The following is a 23,677-nucleotide window of genomic DNA, read 5'->3' as shown; positions in this document are numbered from 1 at the left end:
TCAGAGCCGACTCGCCTCACGGGCAAAGTCGAGTTTCGAATAGAGATCCTGCTGAAACGGCGGGTGCCGCTCCGCCAGAAAGTCGCGCATCACGTTGGATACGGTTTCAAAGTCTTCCTCCACCTCGCGCAGCGTGTGCAGGGTCCTGCTGCGGCAATATTCGACTTCGACCTGGGCGAACTCCGCACTCCCGTCGACCATGCGGCAGACATCGAAGTACGCCCCGAAACCATTACCGGTCCTCAGCGATTCGAAATTGATGTCGATCCGGGTGCGCCTGAACGGCTTGAGCCGAAGCAGGTTCGCCGAGGTCATCGAGCGGGCGTGAGTTTCGATATCGGCAAACGCCACCGGCTGATCGGTGTTGAAGTCTTCGCGGCGCAATTCCGCGTTCTCGAGAAACCATTTGCGCTTGACTGCCATCAGCCCGTCGGCCTGGGGAATGAACGAGATGTAACCGGTTTCGAGGGGGTCACCCGTCACTTCGAAGATATGCGATTCATAGTCGTAGGTTTGAAAGTCACGGTCGATTTCCAGCACCAGGTCCTTGAAGGCGCCCTCTCCGAATGCCTTGTGCATCGCGGTGGACAACTGCCACATGTCAGGTATCTGAAACGAGGTGAATTTACGTTCCAGCTCCATTTCCGGACGCCAGCGCACGTACCAGCAGTCATCGCTCAGCATCGGTTGCGAAACGGCCACACGCGCAGCAGCAGATCGGGCCAAACGTTGCCAGGCCCTCCAGACAGCACGCTCGACCGGTTCGACATCCATCAAGTGCAGGAACAAGGCCCCGGCTTCGCCCTCGTGAACGTAGTGATAAACGCTGCATTTATCGGGGTGATGCGTCACCGCCAGGGTGGCCATCAGGGCCTGATCGGACGGTCGACGATTGAGCGTCGGATCCAGCATATGCATGCGCGAACGGCTGTCCTGGGTGCGCTTACGCTGCCCGGCATTGAACACCTGAAAGTCGAAGTCTTTCATGGGCATCGGCACATGGGTGTGATGGGTATTGGAAAGCCACTGCGCATGCAACGTACCGCTGGGGATGAACAGACCGTTGTCCGAGTGACGGGCTCGCGCAGCCTCTGTGTCGACAATGGCAACCAGCGCAGAATCGAGGCTGCCGTTGAGGGTGTGTGGATCGAAAAACAACAGCGAAATATCCTTAGTCATTGTAGCTCCCGTACTTCGTTGACCGCGTGAGGCAGCGCCTTCGGGCTCTGGCTGAAAGTGATCCGTTGTCCGGCAAGCCCCTGCTGATACAGCGCTTCGGACTCCACGGCAGGAATGCCGTGTTCACGCAACAGAATGGAAAGATGGCAAAGCATGGACGCCTGCTCGAAGACAAAACCGCGCGCGAACGGCAGCAATGCCGCTAGGGCCGCATAAGGGCGCGGCGAGACCACAATCGCCTGCCCGTCGTGAACACGCAGTTGTCGCTCGAGTTCTTCGAGCTCGGCACCCAGCGAGCTGGACGAAGGGATCGAATTGATCGACACGGTGGCCGAGATACTCAGTTCTTCCAGCTGTCGACCCGCCGTGACCAGCACCACCGGCCCGTCGGCATAACCTGGCGAAATCAGGCGGATTTCCGTTGCGTCCTGCACCTGCACGAACGTCGACAACGGCGAAAAATCGATCAGATGCAACTGCTGCCCTGCCCTTACCCATTCCAGTTGCACCGAGCCCAGCAGCGCGCCAGCCGCGTGGGTGATGCTGTGCAGTTGCTGCGCATCGGCGGGCCCACTCGGGTCGTTCGTCGCCAGGCGCGCACGTTGAGTGCCGGCAATGCCGCGATTGATCGCCAACAAACCTTCCGATGACCACTCACAGGTCGTCGAGCCGTCATCGCACGCCTGGGTAATGAGCCCGGTTTCTCCTTGCAGAAATTCGCGCAGCACGAAACACACCACCCGCTCATCGCTGAGTTCAAGCAGCCGCTCACGCAGTGCGCCACGTTCGAGGATCTGCTGGCGCACCTGATCGGAGAAATCCAGTACCACTTGATCGGTCTTGAGCCTGTCCAGCAGTGCCTGGCTCATGGCCGGTTCGAGCAGCCCTTGACGATTGGCCTTTATCAGCAATGCCTGGCCTGCCGAGACGCCGTGGGTTTGTGCGAACAAGGCCAGCGGACGGCGCTTGCTTCGAAAATACTGCGCAAAGGCAGGCAATGGACGGAAATCCGTCAGTGCGTCGTCACTGGCAAGGTAGAGTTCAGCCCACTCCAGCACCGGTTCCAGGCTGCGCGCCTCGCGCAGGCTGGTGACGGGTCTTGCCTGAAGCAGCCAGAGTTGCCCCTCATCCACCGCCCATTCGATGTCGGCAGGCATGCCCAACGCCGCAGATGCCCTGGAGGCCAGCGCGGCCACCTCCAGCAGCAATGCGGTGTGCGGTTCCAGCGCAGGGTCACATTCCAGCAATTGCTGGTCACCGATCCGCGCCGACATGCCCCTCTCCACACCGGACACCATCGCTTCACCCAGCGAGGCGACCGTTTCAATCAGCGTCACGGCCTCACCGGTCAGCGGATCGTGGCTGAACGCGACGCCTGCGAAGCGAGCCTTGACCATGCGCTGCATGATCACCGTCATTTCGACCGGTGTTTCCAGCATCGACGCCCGCAAGCGTTCCAGGATGGCCTGACGGGAAACCCCGGAGCGCCAGACATCCAGAATCGCCGCCTTGAGCGCCGGCAACCCTTTGACCGACAGATGCGTGCTGAAAATTCCGGCGAAACTGTGCTGGTTGCCATCCTCGATATTCGCCGAAGAGCGCACGGCAAGTTCGCTGTCGGCATCAAAGCCTGCCTGCCCGAGCAATGCCTGAAGATGGCTGTCGGCGGCGTCACTCCATTCGAACTCGGCCAGCCGGGCGATTCTGTCCATGTGCTCGTCAAGGAAGGCACCAGCGGTGATGCGCACGGTTTTCAGCGTGTCCTCAATGGCCTGTTTGCGGCTGGCAAAGTCCTGCCATAACACGCGGTAATCAGCATCTTGCAGAGCGCTCAGGGCGGGCACCGGCAGATCACCGGCAAGGTGTTTCAAGGTCGAGTATTTACTGGACACGACGGCCTCCTGCTATCAGTGGAATATCGGTGGCCATTCGACCGGACCTGGCCGCCAGCGCATCGGGCGCGGCATCGAGCTCTTCCTGGGCTGCAGCAGCGGGGAATGGCGCAAGGTTGGGCACCAGCGGCTGCGGGCGCGGCGTCTTCTCGAAATCCATGAAAATCCGTGACGCGAAGGCCTCGGTCGCGCCCTGGTATTTTCCGGAATACAGCTCGATATCGCCCTTGACGTTCCAGAACATCATTTGACCGATGTTCATGCCGGGGTAAACCCGTATGCGGTTGAGCGCATACAGCTGCAAGGTCCAGCGCCCGACGAAGCCGATGTCGCCCAGCGGCGCCGACAGGTTAATGAACATGCCCAGCCTGGCGATCGAAGAACGAGCCGCATACGTCGGTACGAAATGGGTGCTGCCCATGGTTTCTATGGTCGAGGCCAGATACAGCTTCATGGGCTGCAATTCAAAGCCTTCCGGACCGATTTCGATGGTTCGCGTCGACGCCTCGGCGCGCACATCGATCACATCGTCTTCGTAGACCTTCATCTGGTCATGCAAGCGGAAGTTGTAGCTGTTGGGATTGACGTTCTCATGGGAAAACGGACTGATGACGATTTCACCCGAACGCACGCGATTTTCGATTTCACTACCGGTCAATATCATGGTCAATCCAGAATGATTTTCGAGGGCACGGTGCTCTTGGAGCCCAAGTAGCGTCCCGCGTAGCAGGTGGTCATGCCGAAGTTCGCCCAGAAGCAGACCTTGGCCACTTTGGTGCCGGCATAGACCCGCACCGGTTGAGTCACGACGATTTCCAGCGTCCAGCTGATGGCCGCACCGGTATGACCAAGCGGCGCACTGGTCTGGATGAAAACACCACAGGACGCCGTGGACACATTGGCGTAAAGCTCGCTGGCAAAATCGATACCGCCGATCTGCTCGGTGGTGGCGCCCAGGTAAAAACGGTTGGGGTACAGCACGAAGCCTTCGGGCGGAATATGGTGCTCGACCACCTCCAGCTCACCGTGAGGATCGATGCGGTCGCTGCGGTACTCCAGAAGCAGATCCGCCAGGTGACAGCCGTACGAATTGACCTCGACATGTGCGGGGTCGAAGGGCTCGATGACGACACTGCCGACCTCGCGCATCTTCACTATTTCAGAACCGGTCAGCATCATGGGTTCAAGCCTCCTGATCCAGAGAGGCCACGGCACGCGCTCGGCCGTTGGCACCATACAATTCGGCGCGCATGCTGCGTTCCCCCAAGAGATAGCCCTCAGTGCAGCAGGCGGCAGCCGAGCCAGGCAGGCGTTGCGCCAGGCGTCGAGACAAGGTGCCCAGGCGATAGCTGGGTATCTGTTGAAAGAGGTGGTGCTCCCAGTGCCGATTGATATTGCACGGCGCGAACAGCCCTCGTTCCAGCCAGCCGGGGCTGACACTGCGTGCATCGCGCTTCACACTCCGGGTCGAAAGCCCTGCGTGCTCCGACAGGCTGCGAATGCGCAGAATCGGCGGCAGAAAGAACACCAGTGGCGCCAGCCAGTAAAGCAGCACGCCCGGCCAGGCCTGCAAAGCCGTGATGAGCAGCGCGGCGCAGACATAAAAGGCCATTGCCTGATAGCGCTCGATGCGGGTCGACGGCACGGGGTGAGTGAACAGTCCGATCACGCTGAAACTGTCCATCGTGCGTAGCGATTGCAGGGTCGACAGCCCACTGATATCGCGCAGCAGAGCCTGCCAGAACAACCCGGAACTGGCGGGTGCGAAGGCATCGGCATAGTCCGGATCGTCGGGCGTGTTGAGGTGCTTGTGGTGGGCAATGTGGTGAGCCCGGTAGCGTGACGTGCTCAACGTCAGAGGAAACGTCAGGAACACGTTGGAGATCAGATCGTTGCGCCGCTTGTCACGGCTGATCAGCAAATGCGCCGCATCGTGCATGAGTACCAGCAACGCGTGCTGTCGCGTCGCAATGACGACTAATGCGATCAGACACACCAGCGTCGAGTCGCTGACTTCAGCCAGCGTGACTGCGGAGGCGATCACCGCCCACTGCACGCCTATCTGCAATGCCTGCCGCCAGTGGCTGAGTTGCTTGAGATCCGAGGTCAGTGACAGGTTGTCGCGTGCCAACGTGGCGCGCTCGGAGCGTCGGTCGTAAGCGCCACTGTCCATCGTGTCGAGTTCGATTGTGTCTGCCATGTTCCATCTCCCGTTCAATCGTTGAAAGGGCCTGCTAATCGTGCATTGCCGCCGATTTCGCGACAAGCTTGTCCAGGCTGAGCCGCGCGTCGGGCGCATGAGCCAGCCAGTAATCCACCGCTTTGGGTAAAAACACTTCCGCGCCGGGTGCCGGGTTCCGGACATTCAACGGTGGCCTGACCAGATCGCTTTCGGCGTACACGCCATAGATCTGCAACAGGCGCTCGAAATAGCGGAAATCCCGGGTCGAAATACCTTCAGGCCGCCATGCGACCAGCGAGCGCTTGAGGAACGCCCATTGCCGGCTGCGCAGGATCGGTGCCGGGGTCAAGGGCGTAATACCCGCCTGCTGTCGAGCATGGTCGACGCGCGACTCGATGATGCGGATCACCTGCTCATAAGGCAGGCGTGCATCCCCCGCCGAGGCGACGACCTCACGCCCTTCACCACCGGCCACGCAATGACTGACCAGATGGATCAATTCGTCCACCACCCAATCGATAGGCACTAGATCGAACAACCCCTGGCGATTGCCGACCAGAAAAGGCGGCGCAAAGGCATTGATGAAGCGAATCAGCGGGTACAGGCCGTGAAAACGACTGATTGCACCATCGCTGGTAGCGCCAATGACCAGGCTGCAACTGAACACGGAAATCGGCATCTGCGTGCCGAAGGTCTCACGCAAACCACGCTCTGCGGCTGCCTTGCTTTCCTCGTAACCGTTGCGATAGGTCCAGCCTTCACAACGGGTGAACGCTGTGGACACATAAATGAAATGAGGCTTGCGCACCAGCTTCTGGACAAAGCCGCAGAACAGCTGCGCACCTTCGACATTCAACTCGTGCATCTCGTCGAAGGTCTTGTCCCAGGCCACATCGGCAGCCAGATGGACTGCTGTGGCGCACTCGATAGCGGGCAGCGTGGCGGCGAGCGCATTCAGGGACTCGGCGTCTGTAAGGTCGGCGATTTGGCATTCGAGCCGCGAGCGGCTGTGCTCAGGCAAATCCTGCAGGCAGCGACTGGCCGCCTGCGTGGAACGGCACAAGGCGATCACATGCGACGCCGGATGCTGACTGAGCCAGTCGCGCACGAACCAGGAGCCCAGCGCACCGCTGGCCCCGGTGATGATCAATGTCGAGCGCATATCAGCAGCCCCCTGCCGCAACCCGCTGATGACGGCGAGCGAGCAGTTGATTGCGTATCCCGTCCAGCATCTGAACGTTGTTGGCGCGAATCGCCCGTTCACCGATCGGGTGCAGGACTTCGGCCAGCGACGGGATGCCGAGGTCGAAGGTGACGTTCAGGTCCACGTGCAAGCCGTCTTCGCGCTGGATCAGCAGCCACTCGCCGTACCAGACCTCAAGGTCGCCATCGGTCTGCTTGAACTCGATGCGCTCGTCCGTCACCAGCCAGTCCTGCTCGGTCCAGGTCAGCTCGCTGCCATTGATCAATACGCGCCACGTACTGGAAACGTATTCACTTTGCCGGGGGTGAACGACAACCTCGAGCACATCGCTCATGAAGTCGGGATAGCGAGCGAAGTCCGAGAGAATTGGCCAGACCTCGCCAGGCTCGAAATCACCGAGAAGAACACTGGTTGATACATCAGGCATAGGAAATCTCCGTCATTGAATGGAGCGATAAGCCGCATCGACGGCATCACAGAAACTGTTGATGCCTTGTTCGAGATGGTCTCGGGAGATGGTCGCGTCGGGATACACCCGCAGCACGGAGGTTGCACTCAGGCAGAAAGCCAGCAGCACATTGCGCTGCGCGGCCTCGATCAGGGTCTGCGCCACGTAGTTGCTGGAGGTGAATTCCACCCCGATCATCAGGCCGCTGCCACGCACTTCAGCCACGGCAGGACAGTCCTGTAAACGCTCACGCAGAATGCTCATGGCCACCTGCCCCAGCTCGTTGACGCGCTGACAGAATGAGGGATCGCTGACCACGTCGAGCACAGCGTTGACCACGGCTCCCGCCAGGGCGCTGCCAGCGTAGGAAGAGGCATGCACGACCGGATCACGCGCCGGTGCACCGAAGCGGCTGCTGTCGTAAATCGCGGCAGCCACCGGAAACACACCGCCGCCCAGGGTTTTGCCGAACACGACGATGTCGGCGGGTGCGCCGCAGATCAGCGATCCGCTGCGGCCCAGCCCGGATTGAATCTCGTCGTGAATCATGAACGCGCCGTGTTCGCGACACAGACCTGCAAGTTCGCCCAGAAAATCCAGGTCGACCGGCCTGATTCCGCCCTCTCCCTGAACCGGCTCGGCGATCACTGCGGCAATATCGCCCTCTGCGAGCGTCTGGCGCGCAGCAGCAAGATCACCGGTAGCAATGAACACGACATCTTCGGCGTGCATCAGCGCGGCGTGCCCGCGATAGCCATAACTGACCGCAAGCGCACCACTGGTCCGGCCATGGTAGGCGTGGGTCAAGGCGATGACTCGCCGCCGGCCGGTCTGCATGCGCACCAGCTTGAGAGCTGCTTCGATGACCTCCGAACCGCTGTTGCCGTAAAGCACACCGTTGCCCGGACGGCCGACACACGTCACGAGCCGCTCGGCGGCGCTCAGGCTGGATTCGTTGGCCAGTATCCGGCTGGAAAGCCCCAGTGATGTCACTTGTCGCGTCAGCGCAGCCACGACCTGAGGATGGCGGTGTCCCAGCAGGTGCAGCCCGAAGGAACCGAAGTCCAGCCAGCGGCGGCCGGTGTCATCGGTTATCCACGAACCCTCGGCCGAGTGTTCGGCTGCGGTAAGCCCGGCCATGCGCAACATAAGGCCTTGCTCACGGCCAAACACCGCACCGTAGCGTTCGACGAATGATGATTTGCGCGCAGGCACGCTCGCCGGCGCACTCATGACATGACTGTTCATAGAGACCTCATCAAAGGTGCCAGAAAGGCAGCATCGCCACCTGCCAGGCGGCAGGAGCGGTCCCAGTCGCGCAGGGTTCGCAAAACCTGACCCTGAGTGCCCGGCAGCAAGGGGTTGAACAATTTCCCGGGAAAGGCTTCCAGCAGTTCCTTGAACAGTTCGATCAGCCGCTCTGCTTCATGGTCTTGACCTGCAGCACTGTCAGCGGGAACACCGAGCCATTCGACGGCGACGGGGCCTGTGTGGGCAATGACGTCGGTCAGACCGTACTCGCTGAACAGCGCGAACTGGTGCAGCTCGTTCGGGGTATCGGCACCGGCGAGTCGGCAGTCGATGTCGACCATCAGTTCGGCCAGCTTGATTCTCAGCGCATCCACCACCAGCGGCTCGTCCGCCGCGCCTTCGAGATCTTCCAGATACGCCTCAAGCTCGGTCATGAGCAACCAGGCCACCGATATCAGCTTTTGCGTGTAGGGGCCCGCCGGATATACGTAGCCGCCAGCGAGCCGGGGAAACCACTGGCGAACGGCTTGTGTGCTGGCAATCATGCGTGTGCTCCCTGCATCGGGTGTTGGTCCTTGAGTGAGAAACTGACCAGCCCGGCCCGTGCGGCGCGCAGAAAACACGCAGCCACTTCCCGGGATTGCTCGGCCAGATCGATCGGGCGGGTGCTGGGCAATTCCGGCACGTCCAGATGCGTCAACAGGGTCGCCTGCTGGTTATCGGTGAGCACGAAGTCGACCCCCGGCAAAAACCTGCTGGCGGCGGAGCGCTCGATACCCGGCTTTAGCTCGGCGTAGGCGGCCTCGCAGGCGAACGTCTGCTCGGCGAGTTGAGTCAATTCACACAAGTGCATGAGGTCTGCGCCCTGCAACCCATTGCCGCAGGCCGGATAGGCGCGTTGCCATAGCTGCCCGATAGCACGGGCAAGGCCGTCGTCGGTGAGCATGCCGTGCCTGTTGAGCGCGCGGTCCCAGCGCAACAGCGTCCACTTGCGATTGGAGTTGACCCAGCCGTGGCTGGCCAGCGTCGCGTTCATCAGAAACAGTGCGGCGTTGCAGGTATAGGCGGCGGCCGCGCGGTATTCGCCACTGCGCCAGGCCAGCACCGAGAAGCAGGCACTTTGGCGAAAGTCATCGAACGCCGCAGCAGACCAGATCGAGCTCAGGTCCTTCTGACTGTCCAGATAAGGCAGCGACTGATCGGTCGACACCGCGCAGACCAGACGCTCCAGGTACTTTCGCGATACCGCCTGCTGCTTGTCCCACTGCTTGAACGCAACGAGTTTCTGGGCGGTGCTTTTGTGCGCGTCCGTCGCCAGTTGGGAGAACGCGTTTTGAACTTCTTCGCGGGCAAAGGCCACCACTTCCATATGGTGTTCATTGTGGTAAATCTGCGAAGCCATCGATTGATCGGACTGCCGACCATCGGTCACACATATCAGGTCTATATCGCTGGCCGCATTAGCGATGCCATGTACTGGAGAGCTGCTAATTAGAGCCAGTTGCGCATCGGCATACTGGCGTTTTACAACCTCTTCCAGTTCGGAAAAAGCAAGTTGGCGTGTGGCCAAAAACTGCTGGGCGTTGCCTGAATAAAAAGCACGAAAGTCCATGTACACCTTCCACTCGATAACGGTGACTTCATTGGGGTCGCTATTCGGCTTGCCGAACAACCCCCTGCCTGATCCATGACCATGAATTACTTTGTCGTCGTTAACGCGAGCGCTGACGCAATGGAACAAGCCCCATTACTTCACGATGGGTACCCAGCAAGTGGCGTGCCACCGCTATTGATGATCGTGTATTGGCAAGGCGTCAGATAATCGCCAACGCGGACCCGAAGCGTTAGCGGCCGATTGCCAAGCCTTTAAATTCAATGATTTTTTTGCGATCAGGCAGTGAATATGACACCTTTAATATGTGTATCAAATTATTTATAAGCCACTTTTAGAAATAGCAAAGTGCTATCTATGTTTATTATTTATATGCCGACAATTACCTGCACCATAGCGATTCGAACACTTCAAAATCGCCCTGTTTTGGTGGGGCGTCTTGTATACATGTTTATTAAACCGTTCTCGTTAAGTTATTCAACCACCCAATAAAGTGATGGCACGAAGCTTGCTCGAAACTTACTCGCACTTCTCAATCAGGGGCGTTCAACGTGGACACACTTTTTGCACAATTAGCCGATGAGACTAACGACACCTTCTATACCGTTGACCCACAATGGATCACCCGAAATGCGCAGCAATTCAGTGACTGTTTTCCAGGTACCGTGCTGTATGCAATGAAGGCCAATCCACTCGCGCAGGTGCTTGAAGCCTTGAGCCAGGGCGGTATCAATCATTTTGACGTGGCGTCGCTTGCCGAGGTGCAGACGGTACACAACACGCTGCCCGACGCAGTTCAGTATCTGATGAATCCAGTGAAATCGCGCCACTGCCTGCACGAGGCCTACTATCGACATGGCGTACGTTCATTTGTACTCGACAGTGAGGAGGAACTCTTGAAGCTGCGGGACGTACTGCCCGAGCGCGACAGCACGATCAACCTGTTCGTACGCTACGCGCCCTCCGAGTCGACGGCGGTTTACGATCTTAGAGGCAAATTCGGGGCAAGTCCGGCGTTGGCGACGCAACTGGTGCATCAAGTGGCGGCCAGCACTGACTGGTCACTCGGGCTGTCATTCCATGTCGGCTCACAAGCCATTGAAGACGGCCCGTGGCTCGCGGCCCTCGATGACGCCGACGCCATCGTTCGCGACACCGCCCAGCATGTCAGGCATCTGGATATCGGTGGCGGGTTTCCGGGCAATTACCTGAACTCCATGGGTAACACGCCGGACCTGGTTGGCAGGGTCTGCGAGCACATTCAGACCAGCCCGACATTGAAGGAACTGAACTTGATCTGTGAAGCGGGTCGTGGCCTGGTGTACGGCGGCATGTCGCTGTTTGCACGGGTGCTTTCAAGACGTGAACACAGTGTTTTCTGCGGTGCCGGTATTTTTGGCGGCTTGCTCTCAGCCCAGCAATGGCTGCAATTTCCCGCACGCGTGTGGCGAGACGCGGCCCCTTACAGCGGTGCAGCGGAACACACCTTCAATATCTTTGGCCCCACCTGCGACAGTATGGATCGCCTGGCCTTCCCCTACTCGCTCGCCAGCGATATCAGGGAAGGTGACTGGCTGGAGTTCCAATCGACCGGCGCTTACTCGGTGTCCTTACGTACGCCGTTCAACGGATTTTACGCCGACCGCATCATCTCTCTTCCTTCCTGAATGCCTGAAAAGCGATCTGCCGCCATGCTCATAAAAGCCTACCTATTCCTGCTTGCAGGCATCGTCGCCGAAACTGTAGCGACTATTGCACTCAAAGAAAGCAACGGCTTCACCCGCTGGGTTCCGGTCATTGCCTCGATAGCAGGCTATGGCCTTGGCATCGTGTGTCTGGGGTATGCACAAAAAGACTTGCCCATGTCACTGATCACGTCCATGTGGTCAGGCCTGGGCATTACCCTGATCACCGTCATTGCAGCGTTTCGCTACCAGCAGGTGCCCACGCTGATGGCCATCGGCGGTATCAGCCTGATCATCGCGGGCATCATTCTGGTCAGTCTGGCCAAGGAGCAGGCGACCTGACAGCCTGCGCTGTCAGGATCGTCCCCATTCAGGCGAAGTCAAAAGGCCCTTCGAAACGGCCTATCGGCACCCAGTGGGTGATCAGGCCCGTGTCGGCTTTCCAGTGATGCAGCAGCAATGCAGGCGGTTCGACATAGGATGCGTCGACAGCCTCGGGGTGCAGTCGCAAGGCGATGGCCGTCGTCGTGCTCGGCGCCGTACACATCAGCGTCCCGCCGAAGCGCAGTTGCATGAAGCGATGAATATGCCCGCAGACGATGCGCTCGATGGCCGGGTATCTGCAGACCACCTCCGCCAGCCGTTCCCCCCTTTCACAACGGTACGCATCGATGTAGGGGATGCCGCTGGAAAACGGTGGCTGATGCATCATGATCAGCGTTGGTTTGTCCGGCTCCAGCGCCAGTGTGCGATCCAGCCACCGGGTCGCAGTGTCGGTCATATCGCCGTGATGCTGCTCCGGCACGCTGATATCCAGACCAATGATGCGCACCGGCGCAGGACCTGAGTAGACGAAGCTGCAATCCTGATCATCGATGAAGTAATCGTGCTCGGGAAAGGCGTCGCGCAGGTTCTGCCGATGATCATGGTTGCCCGGTATCATCAGCAGTTTTTGCCGCAGCGGCTGCAGCAACTCCCGGGCCATCGCGTACTCTTCGGGCCGCCCCTCGTCCACAAGATCACCACTGAACACAATCAGATCGGGCGGTGGGTCCAGGGCATTTATCGTGTCGACGGCGGCGGCCAGCATGGCATTGGAGTCCACCACGCCTTGATAGAGTTGCCCTCTGGGCCGTACATGTGTGTCCGAAATGTGTGCTATCAGCATTCCATTACCTCAATCGTGTCCGGGTCGCTTGTTCACTGACGCAGTGAACCTGCAACGACCGGGCCAAATTGCACCTCAAGCACTGGGCCTGGCCGCTGCCACCCTCACGCCTCGGGAAACACCGGCTCCCCCAGGTTGAGCATAAGCCGGTTGGCCCAGGCAAATATCGAGATGGCGTGAATCAGGTCCAGCACCTGTGTCTCGTCCAGCCCCTGTTCGTACAACGCCCGGATATGCCCGGCGCTGAGCGAAGCCGGTTCAAGCGTCAGGTCGATGGCGAACTGCACGATCGCTTTTTCACGCGCCGTGGTACCTGCCGTTGCGGGATCGGCAAACACCTGGGCGATGACGTCATTGCGCTTGGCCAGTTGTTCGAAGCGTTGCGCATGCACCGATGCGCAATACACGCAGCGGTTAATGCGCGACACCACCGTGCTAGCCAGCTCTCGCTCGGCGCGCGACAGGCCGCCGGGGGCGTACATGATCGCGTTGAACGCCTGAGAGCGCTGGCGAAGAATGTCCGGATGATGGGCCAGCGTCAGGTAGTAATCCGAGGTCTTGGCCTGCGGGTGGCTTTCCTCAAGCACAGCGACCTGCTCGGCGCTCGCGCTGTCGAGGTCCACGGTGGGCAACCAGGCTTTCCAGCCCAGCACATGATTGGTAAAACCTTCAATTTCTATGAGTTCGCTCATCAGGCTGCTCCGGCAGACTTTAAAGCACCCAGCCCTGCGGCCAGACGCACCTGGTAGGACAGAAAGGCGATCAGTTGTGCCAGTACCACAATTTCAGCGGTGCTCAGCCCCTGATGTTGTAGCGCCTGCAATGCGCTTTGATCGCCGTGTACCGGAGACTCGATCAAGGTCCTGGTAAAGCGCAGGATCGCCGCCAGGCGTTGATCCTCCAGCAGATCGATTTGGCTGGCGTCCACATCGGCCAGCACGTTAGCCTCGGCGCCTGCCGCCTGCAACTGCGCCAGGTAATACCCGCTCAGGGTCGGCTGCGCGCTCAGCAGCGTTGCGTAATAAGCCACCCAGAGGCGCTCGTTCAGCGACAGGCTGTGCGCCAGTGCCGGGTCGAAAAACAAGTCCTGACTGCCCTGGGTCGCAAGGGCCACCTTTTCCCGCGCATGACGAACCGCGTGCAGCGGGCTGCCCGGTGCGATGCCCAGCAGGCTGTCGAGCACGTCCGGTATCGTTGAATGTTCAGTGGTCGATGTCATGAAAGGTCCTGCGATGCTGTGGTTGCATTCGCGCCGCCGCTGGCAAAAGCGGCGCGTTGATGGAAGAGAATCAAGGCTGCTCGGTGACCATGGTCGCTGCAGTGCGGTCGCTGACCAGCGGCTCGACCTTGAGGCCTTTGCGCGCTGCCCAGATGTTCTGGTAGTGGAACAGAGGGATGATGCCGACGTCGTCGCTGACAATCTGCACCGAGTCCTGGAGAATCTTGCGCCGCTTGGCCTCGTCGAATTCAGCGGTCGAATCAGCCAGGGCCTTGTCCACCAGCGGATTGCTGTAATGACCCCAGTTGGAAGCGCCCTGCCCTTTGCTGCTGTCGACTGTTGTCAGAATATTGGTCAGGGCATACGCCGCCTCGCCGGTGCCATTGCCCCAGGCAATCACGCTGATCGCCAGTTCATTCTTGTTGGCCTTGCCCGCGTAAACCGCCCACGGCAATACCTCCAGCTGAACCTTGACGCCAATCCGCGTCCAGAACTGCGCCACCGCCTGCATGACCTCCGGCGCCTGCGGATAACGGTCGCCCGGCACATGCACAGTCAGTTGGAAGCCTTCGGGAAAGCCTGCCTGCGCCAGCAGATCCTTGGCCTGTTTGACGTCATAGGGAATGTTCTTGATCTGCGGGTTGTAACCGAACGTATTGGCCGGCATCCATTGATTGGCTTCGGTGACGGTGCCTTGCATGATGCGCTCGTTGATAGCTGGACGATTGATCGCCAGGGACAGCGCCTTGCGCACGCGTACATCCAGCAGCGGGTTTTCGGCCAGCGGCTTGCCCGCATTGTCGCGAATGAACTCGTTCGGGCCAGCACGGAAACTCGGCTGAATGATCAGCGCACGCAGCCCCTGATAGGCGAAGACATTGACGTTCGGCGTTTTGCGCAGGCGCGCCACATCGGTAGGCGATACCTTGTCGATCACGTCGACATCGCCCGCGAGCAAGGCCGCGGTACGGTTAGCGGCGTTGGCGATGAAACGGAAATCAACCTTGTCCCAGGTCGGTCTGCCCCCCCAGTAATTGTCGTTGCGAGCGAATATCGTGCGATCGCCCGGCACGAACGAGACAAACCGGTAAGGCCCGGTGCCGATCATCGCCTTGCCCGAGTTGTAATCGGCGCTGCTGGCTGCCGCACCGGCGTGGCGACTGACGATATAGATCGAGTCGATGTCCGGCAGCAGATTGGCATTGGGCGAACGGGTCTTGATGATCAGCGTGTGATCGTCCTTGGCCTTGATCGATTCAACGGTACGCATGGCACCTGCGTAAGAAGCCACGCTGCCAGGTACGCTGCGCGCGCGCTCGAAGGAGAAGACCAGGTCATCAGCCGTCAGCGGCGTGCCATCCTGCCATTTGACGTCATCACGCAGGGCGAACTCCCAGGTGGTGTCGTCCACCACCCTCCAGCTCTTGGCCAGACCTGGCAAGGTCTTGTCATCACGGCGGCTGACCAGCGACTCGAAGGCATGCAAGGCTACCGAGCGGTCTCCGGCATAGTTATTGAGCTGTGGATCGAGGGACGAGACCGGGTCGGCGTAACCGATGCGCAAGTCCTGTGCAGTGACACTGCCGGCGGCCAGCAAGAGGGCCGACGCCAGCAACGAACGAACGAGTGGTTTCATGGGTAATTCCTTGTACGCAATGGCAGAGGGTCACGGGCTTGAGCTGCCCGTTCAGCGTTGGTCATTCAGGTGACAGGCGCTCTGGTGATTCGGCGAAACCTCCCGCAGCGCTGGAACTTCCTCGCGACAGCGCGCCATGGCGTGCGGGCAGCGAGGGTGGAAATGACACCCTGCAGGCGGGTTAAGCGGGCTGGGGATTTCCCCTTGGATCGCGTCATAACGGGTACTGCGAATATCGAAGCGCGGGATCTGCGCCAGCAAAGCCTGGGTGTACGGGTGATTGGCCCGCGCGAACAGGTCATCGACCGAAGCGGTCTCGACCACACGGCCCAGGTACATCACGATGACCCGGTCGCAGAGGTGCTCGACGACGCCCAGGTCATGGCTGATAAACAGATAGGTCAGGCCCAGCTCGTCGCGCAGGTCCATGAACAGGTTGAGGATCTGCGCCTGAATCGACACGTCCAGCGCCGCCACCGACTCGTCGCACACCAGCAGTTCCGGTTGCACCGCCAGCGCACGGGCAATCCCGATGCGCTGGCGCTGGCCACCGCTGAACTGATGCGGATAGCGCTGGCGCAATTGCGGGCTGAGCCCGGCACGCTGCAATTGCGCACTGACGTAATCATCTGCGCCCTTGCGGTCGGTCAGGCCGTGCAACAGTGCACCTTCGCCGACGATCCGGTCGACCCGCAGGCGCGGATTCAAACTCGATGATGGGTCCTGAAAAATCATCTGCACTTTCAGGCGCAGCGCCTTGCGCTCCTGCGGGGTCAGGCCCTCCAGCGGTTTGCCGTCCACCAGTGTAGTGCCTGAAGAGACCGGCAGCAGACCGGCAACCATGCGCCCCAGGGTCGATTTGCCACAGCCTGACTCGCCCACCAGCCCGACCACTTCACCGCGCGCAATGCGCAGATCGACACGATCCACGGCATGGGTCACCGGTTTTGCACGGGTAAGGTGCAGCCGTTGCAGGAGCCCCTGAGCGGAGCGCTCATCCACGGGCTTGCCGAAGGTCTTGCTGACCTGATGCAGCTCGATGAGGGGAATCTGATCACTGGACATCGGCCGCTCCTGGATGAAAACAGCGAACCGTCTGGCCCGGTCGCGCCTCGTGGGGTTGAGGCTCATGTGCACAAATCTGCGAGGCTCGGGGGCAGCGCGCCGCGAAAGCACAACCGACCGGCATCGACAGTAGGTCGGGGGCCATGCCCGGGATCTGCCGCAGGCGCTGGCCGCGCTGGTTGCGACTTGGCAGGCTGTCGATCAGCCCTTGTGTGTAGGGATGCTGCGGGCGATCCAGTACATCGGCGACCGACCCCTGTTCGACAATGCGTCCGGCGTACATCACCGCCACATCGTCAGCCAGCCCCGCGATCACGGAAAGATCATGGGTGATCCAGATCAGCGAAGTGCCCTGTTCGCGCACCAGCTTCTGCACTTCACTGAGAATCTGCGCCTGAATGGTAACGTCCAGCGCCGTGGTCGGCTCATCGGCGATGATCAGGTCCGGTGCATGCAGCAGCGCGATGGCAATCGCCACCCGCTGGCGCATGCCGCCGGACAACTGATGCGGATAGGCGCGCAAACGTTCTTCCGGGCTGGCGATGCCCATCAGCGCCAGCGTGCGGCTGGCATGTTCGCGGGCCTCGCGCTTGCTCAGCGCGCTGTGGGCTCTTACGGCCTCTATCATTTGCGTATCGACCCGCAGCACCGGATTGAGGGTCATCATCGGGTCCTGAAAGATCATCGCTACCCGATTGCCCTGAATGCTACGCAGTTGCGAGGCAGACAGTCTGGTCAGATCGCGCCCCTTGAACAGCACGTGGCCACCGCTGATGCGCCCGGGTTCATCGACCAGGCCGAGGATCGAAAAGCCGGTGACCGACTTGCCCGAACCGGACTCACCGACCAGGCCGAGAATGCGTCCCGGCTCCACGCGCAGCGACACATCGCGCACCGCCGGCAACACCCCGGCGCGGGTATGAAACGAAGTGCACAGGTTGCGCACCTCCAGGGTCGGCTGTTGGACTGCGTCAGGCACAGAAGACATTTCAGGCAGGCTCATCGCTGCAGCCTCGGGTTCAGGACATCGCGCAAACGATCACCGACAAGGTTGATGGCCACGATCGTGATCAACAGCGCCAGGCCTGGGAACAGACTGATCCAGTATTCATTGCTGAGCATGTATTGAAAGCCGTTGGCAATCAGCAGCCCCAGCGACGGCTCGGTGACCGGCACGCCCAGGCCAAGAAACGACAGGGTCGCTTCCAGCGTGATGGCGCGGGCAATCTGCAAGGCGCCGATCACGATCAGCGGCGGCAGGCAGTTGGGCAGAATGTGGCCGATCACAATGCGCAGCGGACCAACGCCCTGCCCGCGCGCTGCATCAACGTATTCACGGCGGCTTTCGGTAAGCGCCTGACCGCGCGCTGTGCGGGCGTAATAAGCCCATTCGAGCAAGATCAGGGTCAGCATCACGTTGCCGACACCCTTGCCCAGCCAGGCAAGAATCATCAGCGCCATGAGAATCACCGGAAACGACAGCAGCAGGTCGACCAGACGCATCAGCAAAGCATCGAGCCAGCCGCCTACATACGCAGACACCAGCCCGAGCAGCGTACCGAGCACTGCCGCAATCAACGCCGAGCCAATGCCGACCCACAGGCTGATGCGCAGGCCATAGATAATCGCCGAGACCAGATCGCGGCCCTGCCCGTCAGTGCCCAGCCAATAGGTGTAACCGCTGTCCCCATTGAGGCTGCCAGGCAGCATGCGCGCATCCATGACGTTGAGCTGCATCAGGTCGTAGGGGTTCTGCACCACAATCCACGGCGCCAGGGCTGCAACCAGCACAATGATCAGCAGGACTACCAGGCCCGTCACCGCCGTGGGCGAGCTGAAGAACTCGGTCAGCACTCGTCGCCAGGGCGATTGGGCCTGCAGCAGCGTGCTGCCGATCGGGGCTTTTTCAATGACATTCATCGGGATGCCTCGATGCGTACGCGTGGGTCCAGCAGGTAATACAAGCCGTCGACGATCAGGTTGAGCACCACGAAAATCACCACGACCACCATCAGGTAAGCGACCACCACAGGGCGATCAAGCATGTTGATGCTGTCGAGAATCAGCTTGCCAGCACCCGGCCAAGCGAAAATGCTTTCAGTCACCACGGCATAGGCGATGGTCGACCCCAGTTCCATGGCCAGCACCGTCACCACCGGAATCATGGTGTTGCGCATGACGTGCATGCACATCACGCGCATCGGTGACAGGCCCTTGGCCCGGGCGAATTTGACGAATTCTTGGGGCAGCACTTCGCGCACGCCCGCACGAGTCAGGCGCAGCACCAGGGAAATCTTGAACAACGCCAGGTTCAGCGCTGGTAATAACAGGTGCTGCAAACCGTCCAGCGTCAGCCATGACCATTGCACACCCAGCCACTCACGGGTTTCGCCGCGGCCGCTGGCCGGCAGCCAGCCCAGGGTGATGGAGAACAGCATGATCATCATCAATGCCACCCAGAAGGCTGGCAGCGAGAAGCCGACAATGCTGGCGGCCATCATCAGCCGGGACAGCGGATGCTCGGGGTACATGCCGGCAAACATGCCCAGCGGCACACCGATGACCACCGCCAGAAACAGGGCACTGAACGCCAGTTCGAAGGTTGCGGGCAAGCGCTGCAGAATCAGGCGCATGGCATCCTCGTGATACACGAAGCTTTGCCCCAGATTGCCGTGAATCGCGCCCTTGAGAAAAATCAGGTACTGCTGCCACAGCGGCTGGTCCAGGCCCAAATGCGCGATGGCCTGCAGACGCTCGGCCTGATTGAGGTCTTCACCGACCAGAATGTCCATCGGGTTGCCGATGGCATTGAGGCCGACGAACACCACCAGCGTCATCAACAGGATGACCAGCAACGATTGAATCAACCGACGCAGCGCCCAGCCGATCATTGGCGCAGCTCTGCGGCGTCTGGCTGGCTGACCACCCACTCATCGCCCAGCAGCTCTGGCTCGGCGTAATCGAGCATGGTGTCGAAATGCAGGTCGATGTCCTCGTTGAACAACTGCCCGACCAGGGCATGCGCCAGACGTTTGGAACCCTCGCTGATGGCAGGAATGTCCCCGGACACCGCGCCATAGCTCAACGCGGCCGGATAACTGAAGCAGTGAATGTGGTTCAGCCCCGGGCAGGCGCCTGCGGTCTTTTCCTGAAATTCAAAGCAGTTGCCTAGATCCGGCAGCACAGCCAGTTCCGCATCGGTTTCGCCACTCGGTGCGTCGAAGCGATCCTGCCAGACACGGATCTGCGCAGAGAATGGCGCAAACTCCGGACGCTGCCGGAAGTCGGTGCGAAACCCGGTGGCAAATACCACGAAATCCGCCTCGATACGCGCCTTCGGCGTATTCAGCCAGACGCCCCCGGCAGCGCTCTGTTCGACGGAAAGCACCGGGCTGTCGAGCATGAACCGCGCCTTGCCGGAAGCGGACACTCTGAGCGTACTGCCGCGCGGTGGTGGCACTTGCTGGGTATTGAGGTAATGGCGAATGCGCCATTTCCAGATGTCCGGCAGGCGCCAGTAGCCATGCACCATGCCGGGATTACCGACGCCTTTGCCTTTGTTGATGCGCGGCAGCTCGGCGCGCCGGATCAGCAGATCGACCCGCGTCGCACCAGCCTCCAGCGCCGTGGCGGCGCTATCCATCGCCGAGGCGCCACCGCCGATGACCGCAACGCGTTTGCCGGCGAACCAGCTGTCCTGCAAACCCGCCGCCGAATGCGTCCACAAATGCTCCGGCAACTGCCGGGCAAAGTCCGGCACCCAAGGGCCGCCAAGACCGTCACGCCCCGTGGCGAGCACCACATGGCGGGCCAGCAGAAATCGCGTCTGTACCGGCGTGACGACGTCCAGTTCAATCAGACCGTCCGCTCTGGGCGCTACCCGGCTAATGCGGTGCTCATTGCGTACGTCCAGTGCCAGCACCTTGCGATACCAGCGCAGATACTCGGCCCATTGCAAACGTGGAATCTTGTCCAGCAACGCCCAGCCGTCGACGCCGAATTGCGCTTCGTACCAGGCGCGAAACGTCAGCGCTGGCAAGCCCAGCGCCGGTCCGGTCAACTGCTTTGGCGAACGCAGGGTCTCCATCCTCGCCGTGGTGGCCCAGGGGCCTTCGAAACCCGCTGGTGACTGATCGAAAATGACCGCCGCTACACCTAGATTGCGCAGCTCTGCGGACAGGGCAAGACCGGCCATGCCTCCGCCGATGATCGCCACGTCGAGCACGGCCTGCCCTGCGCTGATCCTTGGCTTGACCCAGGGTTTGGCGGGCAGATCCAGCCAGGCCAGATCCTGCTGCAAACGAGCTTCCAGAGCAGCCAGGCCAGCGGGTGCATTCACATCGGACATTGATCGGTACTCGAAAAAATGATCGGGCCACAAGCCCGAGCCTTGATTCAAAGCACTTCAAGAATCATTCCAATAGTGTGATAAATGAATTCTTAAAGCCCTTGAATGCTTAATTCGAATAGTAAAAGCCGTTTTTTATTCTAGCAACGCGCAAAAAAGCATATTTATATTCCAAAATAGAATTTAAGGGAGTTTTGCGTGTTGTGTAACGAAGGGTTACGAAGGATATTCACGGACGCGCTGCGTCGATTTTCAGTCTTGCGCTACGACAAGCGTTACCAGCACCCGGGCCTGAATGCTGTCTGGATGGCCCACTCACTCGGCATAAATGCTCTGTAACAGGGCATCGTGCGCGCTGGCTTCGTGCATGATCATTTCCGGCAAGAGAATTTTTGCGCTGTCGGCAATCTCATCGATCAGCGCGCGCGCCACATCCGACAACGGGCTGGCGAAGGCGGAAATCAGTCCGAAGAAAAACGGAATGTTGCAGGCGATCGGTCTGACTACCACGCCTTGCACCGGCACGCCCATTGCTGTGAACGGATCGACCAGCGCAATGCCCAGCCCGACCCTGGCCATCTGCATGGCAATCAGCGACGTATTGGTGTCCAGCATGCGCGGCGGCTGACCACCCGCCTCCTGAAACGCCTTGTCGATGCGCCGACGAAAGCGATACGGGTTGGCCATGGTGATCAGCGTTTGCTGACGCAGCAGCTCCATCGACAGCACCTCATGAGCGGCCAGCGCTGAATCGGCTGGCAATACCGCCACACAAGGCGCCTCGCCGATCCAGTGGATTTCCAGACCACGATGCTCCAGCGGCAGGCTGACCGCCCCCAGATCCATGGTTTTCGACAGAACAGCCTGAACCACATTCTCCGGAGACATGCTCTGCAACTGAATCTGTTGCGGGCGCAGGTGCTCGGGCAGGCGCGACAAGGCTGTGGGCAGCAGGCCGGCCGCCAGGGCCGAGATCGCCACCAGCTTGATCTGGTGGTTCTCCTCCTGGGCAATGTGCTGCGCACGCTGGCGGATGTTGCGCACACCCAGCAGCGCACTCTCCACTTCGCCATACATCATGAACGCCTTGTGGGTAGGCGTGACCTTAGGCCCGCTGCGTTCGAACAACGCAAAGCCCAGCTCCTGCTCGAGTTCCTGAATGGCCCGGGTGACCGAGGGCTGAGAGCGGCCGAGCATTTTCCCTGCTGCCGTGACACTGCCTGCCGACATGACCGCCGCGAAGGCTTCGAGCTGACGCAAATCCATAAGCATGCCTTGATCGATACACCGCCGATGAGGAAGCACGACGCTGTGCTCCCCGGTTCAAAGCGCGAAAGTCTACACGCTGGTAGCGTCTGGCGTGAGCAAGCACCTCATCCGGCGATCATTACCCGGTTCCGGCCCTGCTGTTTGCCCATGTACAGCGACGTGTCGGCGCGATTGAGGGCCAGCTGGAACGCCTCGCCTGTGGCGATGGTCGCCACAGCAACCGTGGCGCTGACGGCAATGATGCGCTCATTGATCCGCCCGGCCTCTTCGGCGATACGCCGCCAGATACGTTCGGCCGCGCGCAGCGCGTCTTCGGGCGTGGTGTCAGGCATGAGCACCAGAAACTCCTCGCCGCCCCAGCGCGCCGCCATATCGCTGCTGCGCACGCTTGAACCGATGATCTCGGCGACCCGTTGCAGAACCACATCGCCGGTTTCATGCCCGTGGATATCATTGATCTGTTTGAAATGATCGATGTCCAGCAGGATCAACGAAGCCGACAGTCCCTGCCGTCTGGCTTCCAGTTCGCGTATGCGATGCAGCACTCGTCTGCGCGTGTAGAGATTGGTCAGGCTGTCGCGGTTGGCGATATGAAACAGGCTCAGTTGCATCGACGAGGTGAAACGTACCGACAGTGCAGTGGCGTAAATCGACAGAGTGGTCGCTGAGAGTACGTTGACGATACCGAACGCATCCAGCACGTTCTGGCTGAGACCGGACCCCTGCCCCGTGTATCGGCGAAAGGCGAAGCAGCCCACCAGCGACAGCAGAATCGCCACGCTGTAGGCAATGCGTCTGATGACGTTCAGTTGAAACGTGAAGGCAATGACGGGAATCACGCAGAATATGTAAAAACTGAAGTTGCTTTCCCAGCCCAGTTGCCATGTCGCGAGCACGGCATGGCCGATGATCTCCAGACACATCAATTGTCCGGCTTGTCGATGCCGACGCCTGCGGATCAGGTAGATGCAGTTGACGTAAATCAGCGTGCTGGCGATGTTCGCCACCCACATGATCTTCATGCCCAGCCCCAGGAACACTGTCAGCCACACACAGTGAATGCCCAGAGCGACATAAACGATCGGGGTGATGTGTTTCCAGAACTGAATAGCCGTGTCCTTGAACAGCTGGGTGCGGTCTTCCGTCGGAAGGCTCATCATCACGTTATCTCGAAATGCAGGTGGAATATGACCCGACGCGTAGGGTTGAGATCATGACGTATTGTCGGCCTGAACCGACGCCGCTTTATACAGCGACTCAATAATATGTTTGTCTGCAGCGCCCGAACCCGGTGAATGCCCGAAGGACTCAAATGGACATCATTGAGCCCGGGTAGTGCAATCCCGTGCCTGACTTTTTCATAGTCCGCTGGCCGTCGGCAGCGTCTGGCAATATGCGGCGAGTTTGCACTCCCGGGCAGCGTTTGGCGGTTTTTCGTCGTTTTACAGTAGCGGACCCGATGCTCCGGAAATACTATCGGGAGCGAACCTTGTGTCGATCACCTATTGCTCGTCAGCCC

General features: G+C 60.1%; 23 protein-coding genes. 2 read left to right on the top strand and 21 right to left on the bottom strand.

Annotated elements, in window-relative coordinates; translation table 11 throughout:
* Genes GE543_RS00805 through GE543_RS00760 form a run of 10 tightly spaced genes read right to left on the bottom strand, consistent with a single transcriptional unit; the run spans position 1 to position 9,768 of the window.
* On the bottom strand, positions 1 to 1,179 hold the full coding sequence (locus GE543_RS00805) for a hypothetical protein (RefSeq protein ID WP_153220195.1): 1,179 nt from the start codon (positions 1,177 to 1,179) through the stop codon (positions 1 to 3).
* Entirely contained in the window at positions 1,176 to 3,071 is a 1,896-nt protein-coding gene (locus tag GE543_RS00800; protein ID WP_371927061.1) for a PEP/pyruvate-binding domain-containing protein, read from the bottom strand. The genes GE543_RS00805 and GE543_RS00800 overlap by 4 nt, the downstream gene beginning before the upstream one ends.
* Positions 3,061 to 3,735, bottom strand: coding sequence for a dCTP deaminase (gene dcd / locus GE543_RS00795; protein ID WP_003410417.1), 675 nt, complete (start codon positions 3,733 to 3,735; stop codon positions 3,061 to 3,063). Before dcd ends, GE543_RS00800 begins: the two co-directional genes overlap by 11 nt.
* 2 nt (positions 3,736 to 3,737) lie before the next feature.
* Positions 3,738 to 4,250 (bottom strand): deoxycytidine triphosphate deaminase, encoded by a 513-nt coding sequence (locus tag GE543_RS00790; RefSeq protein ID WP_153220193.1) that lies wholly within the window; start codon positions 4,248 to 4,250, stop codon positions 3,738 to 3,740.
* A 4-nt stretch (positions 4,251 to 4,254) separates the two neighbouring features.
* Positions 4,255 to 5,271, bottom strand: a complete 1,017-nt coding sequence (locus tag GE543_RS00785) for a fatty acid desaturase family protein (protein WP_153220191.1) — start codon at positions 5,269 to 5,271, stop codon at positions 4,255 to 4,257.
* A gap of 34 nt (positions 5,272 to 5,305) precedes the next feature.
* Positions 5,306 to 6,415, bottom strand: coding sequence for an SDR family oxidoreductase (locus tag GE543_RS00780; protein WP_153220189.1), 1,110 nt, complete (start codon positions 6,413 to 6,415; stop codon positions 5,306 to 5,308).
* A gap of 1 nt (position 6,416) precedes the next feature.
* Positions 6,417 to 6,884 (bottom strand): type II toxin-antitoxin system RatA family toxin, encoded by a 468-nt coding sequence (locus GE543_RS00775; RefSeq protein ID WP_153220187.1) that lies wholly within the window; start codon positions 6,882 to 6,884, stop codon positions 6,417 to 6,419.
* A gap of 12 nt (positions 6,885 to 6,896) precedes the next feature.
* Positions 6,897 to 8,153, bottom strand: a complete 1,257-nt coding sequence (locus GE543_RS00770; RefSeq protein ID WP_153220185.1) for an aspartate aminotransferase family protein — start codon at positions 8,151 to 8,153, stop codon at positions 6,897 to 6,899.
* Positions 8,150 to 8,701 (bottom strand): DUF6031 family protein, encoded by a 552-nt coding sequence (locus tag GE543_RS00765; protein ID WP_003416601.1) that lies wholly within the window; start codon positions 8,699 to 8,701, stop codon positions 8,150 to 8,152. Before GE543_RS00765 ends, GE543_RS00770 begins: the two co-directional genes overlap by 4 nt.
* Positions 8,698 to 9,768 carry a DUF6001 family protein gene (locus GE543_RS00760; RefSeq protein WP_153220183.1) on the bottom strand — a complete coding sequence of 357 codons (1,071 nt, stop codon included), beginning with the start codon at positions 9,766 to 9,768 and terminating at the stop codon, positions 8,698 to 8,700. The genes GE543_RS00765 and GE543_RS00760 overlap by 4 nt, the downstream gene beginning before the upstream one ends.
* A gap of 551 nt (positions 9,769 to 10,319) precedes the next feature.
* Here GE543_RS00760 and GE543_RS27600 point away from each other — a divergent pair.
* Both GE543_RS27600 and GE543_RS00745 read left to right on the top strand, forming a co-directional pair.
* Complete coding sequence (locus GE543_RS27600; protein WP_371927060.1) at positions 10,320 to 11,435, top strand: type III PLP-dependent enzyme; 1,116 nt, start codon at positions 10,320 to 10,322, stop codon at positions 11,433 to 11,435.
* A gap of 24 nt (positions 11,436 to 11,459) precedes the next feature.
* A complete protein-coding gene (locus GE543_RS00745) occupies positions 11,460 to 11,795 on the top strand; it encodes a multidrug efflux SMR transporter (protein ID WP_003410401.1) in 336 nt (111 codons plus the stop codon).
* Between the two features lie 28 nt (positions 11,796 to 11,823).
* Here GE543_RS00745 and GE543_RS00740 read toward each other — a convergent pair whose 3' ends face one another.
* The 11 genes from GE543_RS00740 to GE543_RS00690 form a co-directional block, all read right to left on the bottom strand.
* Positions 11,824 to 12,621, bottom strand: coding sequence for a phosphodiesterase (locus GE543_RS00740; RefSeq protein ID WP_003410399.1), 798 nt, complete (start codon positions 12,619 to 12,621; stop codon positions 11,824 to 11,826).
* A gap of 104 nt (positions 12,622 to 12,725) precedes the next feature.
* Positions 12,726 to 13,313: a peroxidase-related enzyme gene (locus GE543_RS00735; RefSeq protein WP_153220181.1), complete on the bottom strand. Its 588-nt coding sequence runs from the start codon at positions 13,311 to 13,313 to the stop codon at positions 12,726 to 12,728.
* Positions 13,313 to 13,840, bottom strand: coding sequence for a CMD domain-containing protein (locus GE543_RS00730; protein ID WP_153220179.1), 528 nt, complete (start codon positions 13,838 to 13,840; stop codon positions 13,313 to 13,315). Before GE543_RS00730 ends, GE543_RS00735 begins: the two co-directional genes overlap by 1 nt.
* Before the next feature lie 70 nt (positions 13,841 to 13,910).
* Positions 13,911 to 15,476 carry an ABC transporter substrate-binding protein gene (locus GE543_RS00725; protein WP_153220177.1) on the bottom strand — a complete coding sequence of 522 codons (1,566 nt, stop codon included), beginning with the start codon at positions 15,474 to 15,476 and terminating at the stop codon, positions 13,911 to 13,913.
* Between the two features lie 51 nt (positions 15,477 to 15,527).
* A complete protein-coding gene (locus GE543_RS00720) occupies positions 15,528 to 16,541 on the bottom strand; it encodes an ABC transporter ATP-binding protein (RefSeq protein WP_153220175.1) in 1,014 nt (337 codons plus the stop codon).
* On the bottom strand, positions 16,531 to 17,544 hold the full coding sequence (locus GE543_RS00715) for an ABC transporter ATP-binding protein (protein WP_153220173.1): 1,014 nt from the start codon (positions 17,542 to 17,544) through the stop codon (positions 16,531 to 16,533). Before GE543_RS00715 ends, GE543_RS00720 begins: the two co-directional genes overlap by 11 nt.
* Positions 17,541 to 18,461: an ABC transporter permease gene (locus tag GE543_RS00710; RefSeq protein ID WP_153220171.1), complete on the bottom strand. Its 921-nt coding sequence runs from the start codon at positions 18,459 to 18,461 to the stop codon at positions 17,541 to 17,543. Before GE543_RS00710 ends, GE543_RS00715 begins: the two co-directional genes overlap by 4 nt.
* On the bottom strand, positions 18,458 to 19,432 hold the full coding sequence (locus GE543_RS00705; RefSeq protein ID WP_111522182.1) for an ABC transporter permease: 975 nt from the start codon (positions 19,430 to 19,432) through the stop codon (positions 18,458 to 18,460). Before GE543_RS00705 ends, GE543_RS00710 begins: the two co-directional genes overlap by 4 nt.
* Positions 19,429 to 20,889, bottom strand: a complete 1,461-nt coding sequence (locus GE543_RS00700) for an NAD(P)-binding domain-containing protein (protein WP_060406217.1) — start codon at positions 20,887 to 20,889, stop codon at positions 19,429 to 19,431. Before GE543_RS00700 ends, GE543_RS00705 begins: the two co-directional genes overlap by 4 nt.
* Before the next feature lie 315 nt (positions 20,890 to 21,204).
* The gene (locus GE543_RS00695) at positions 21,205 to 22,155 is read right to left on the bottom strand and encodes a LysR family transcriptional regulator (protein ID WP_003402669.1); all 951 of its coding nucleotides are present in this window, start codon (positions 22,153 to 22,155) and stop codon (positions 21,205 to 21,207) included.
* Positions 22,156 to 22,262: 107 nt separating this feature from the next.
* Positions 22,263 to 23,318: a GGDEF domain-containing protein gene (locus tag GE543_RS00690; protein ID WP_178118519.1), complete on the bottom strand. Its 1,056-nt coding sequence runs from the start codon at positions 23,316 to 23,318 to the stop codon at positions 22,263 to 22,265.
* Between the last annotated feature and the right edge of the window lie 359 nt (positions 23,319 to 23,677).

The sequence above is a fragment of the Pseudomonas sp. SZ57 genome (assembly GCF_009495975.1).
GTDB classification, from domain to species: domain Bacteria; phylum Pseudomonadota; class Gammaproteobacteria; order Pseudomonadales; family Pseudomonadaceae; genus Aquipseudomonas; species Aquipseudomonas syringae.
Note: the sequence above shows the minus strand (reverse complement) of the source record. Positions and strands in the feature narration are given on the sequence as shown.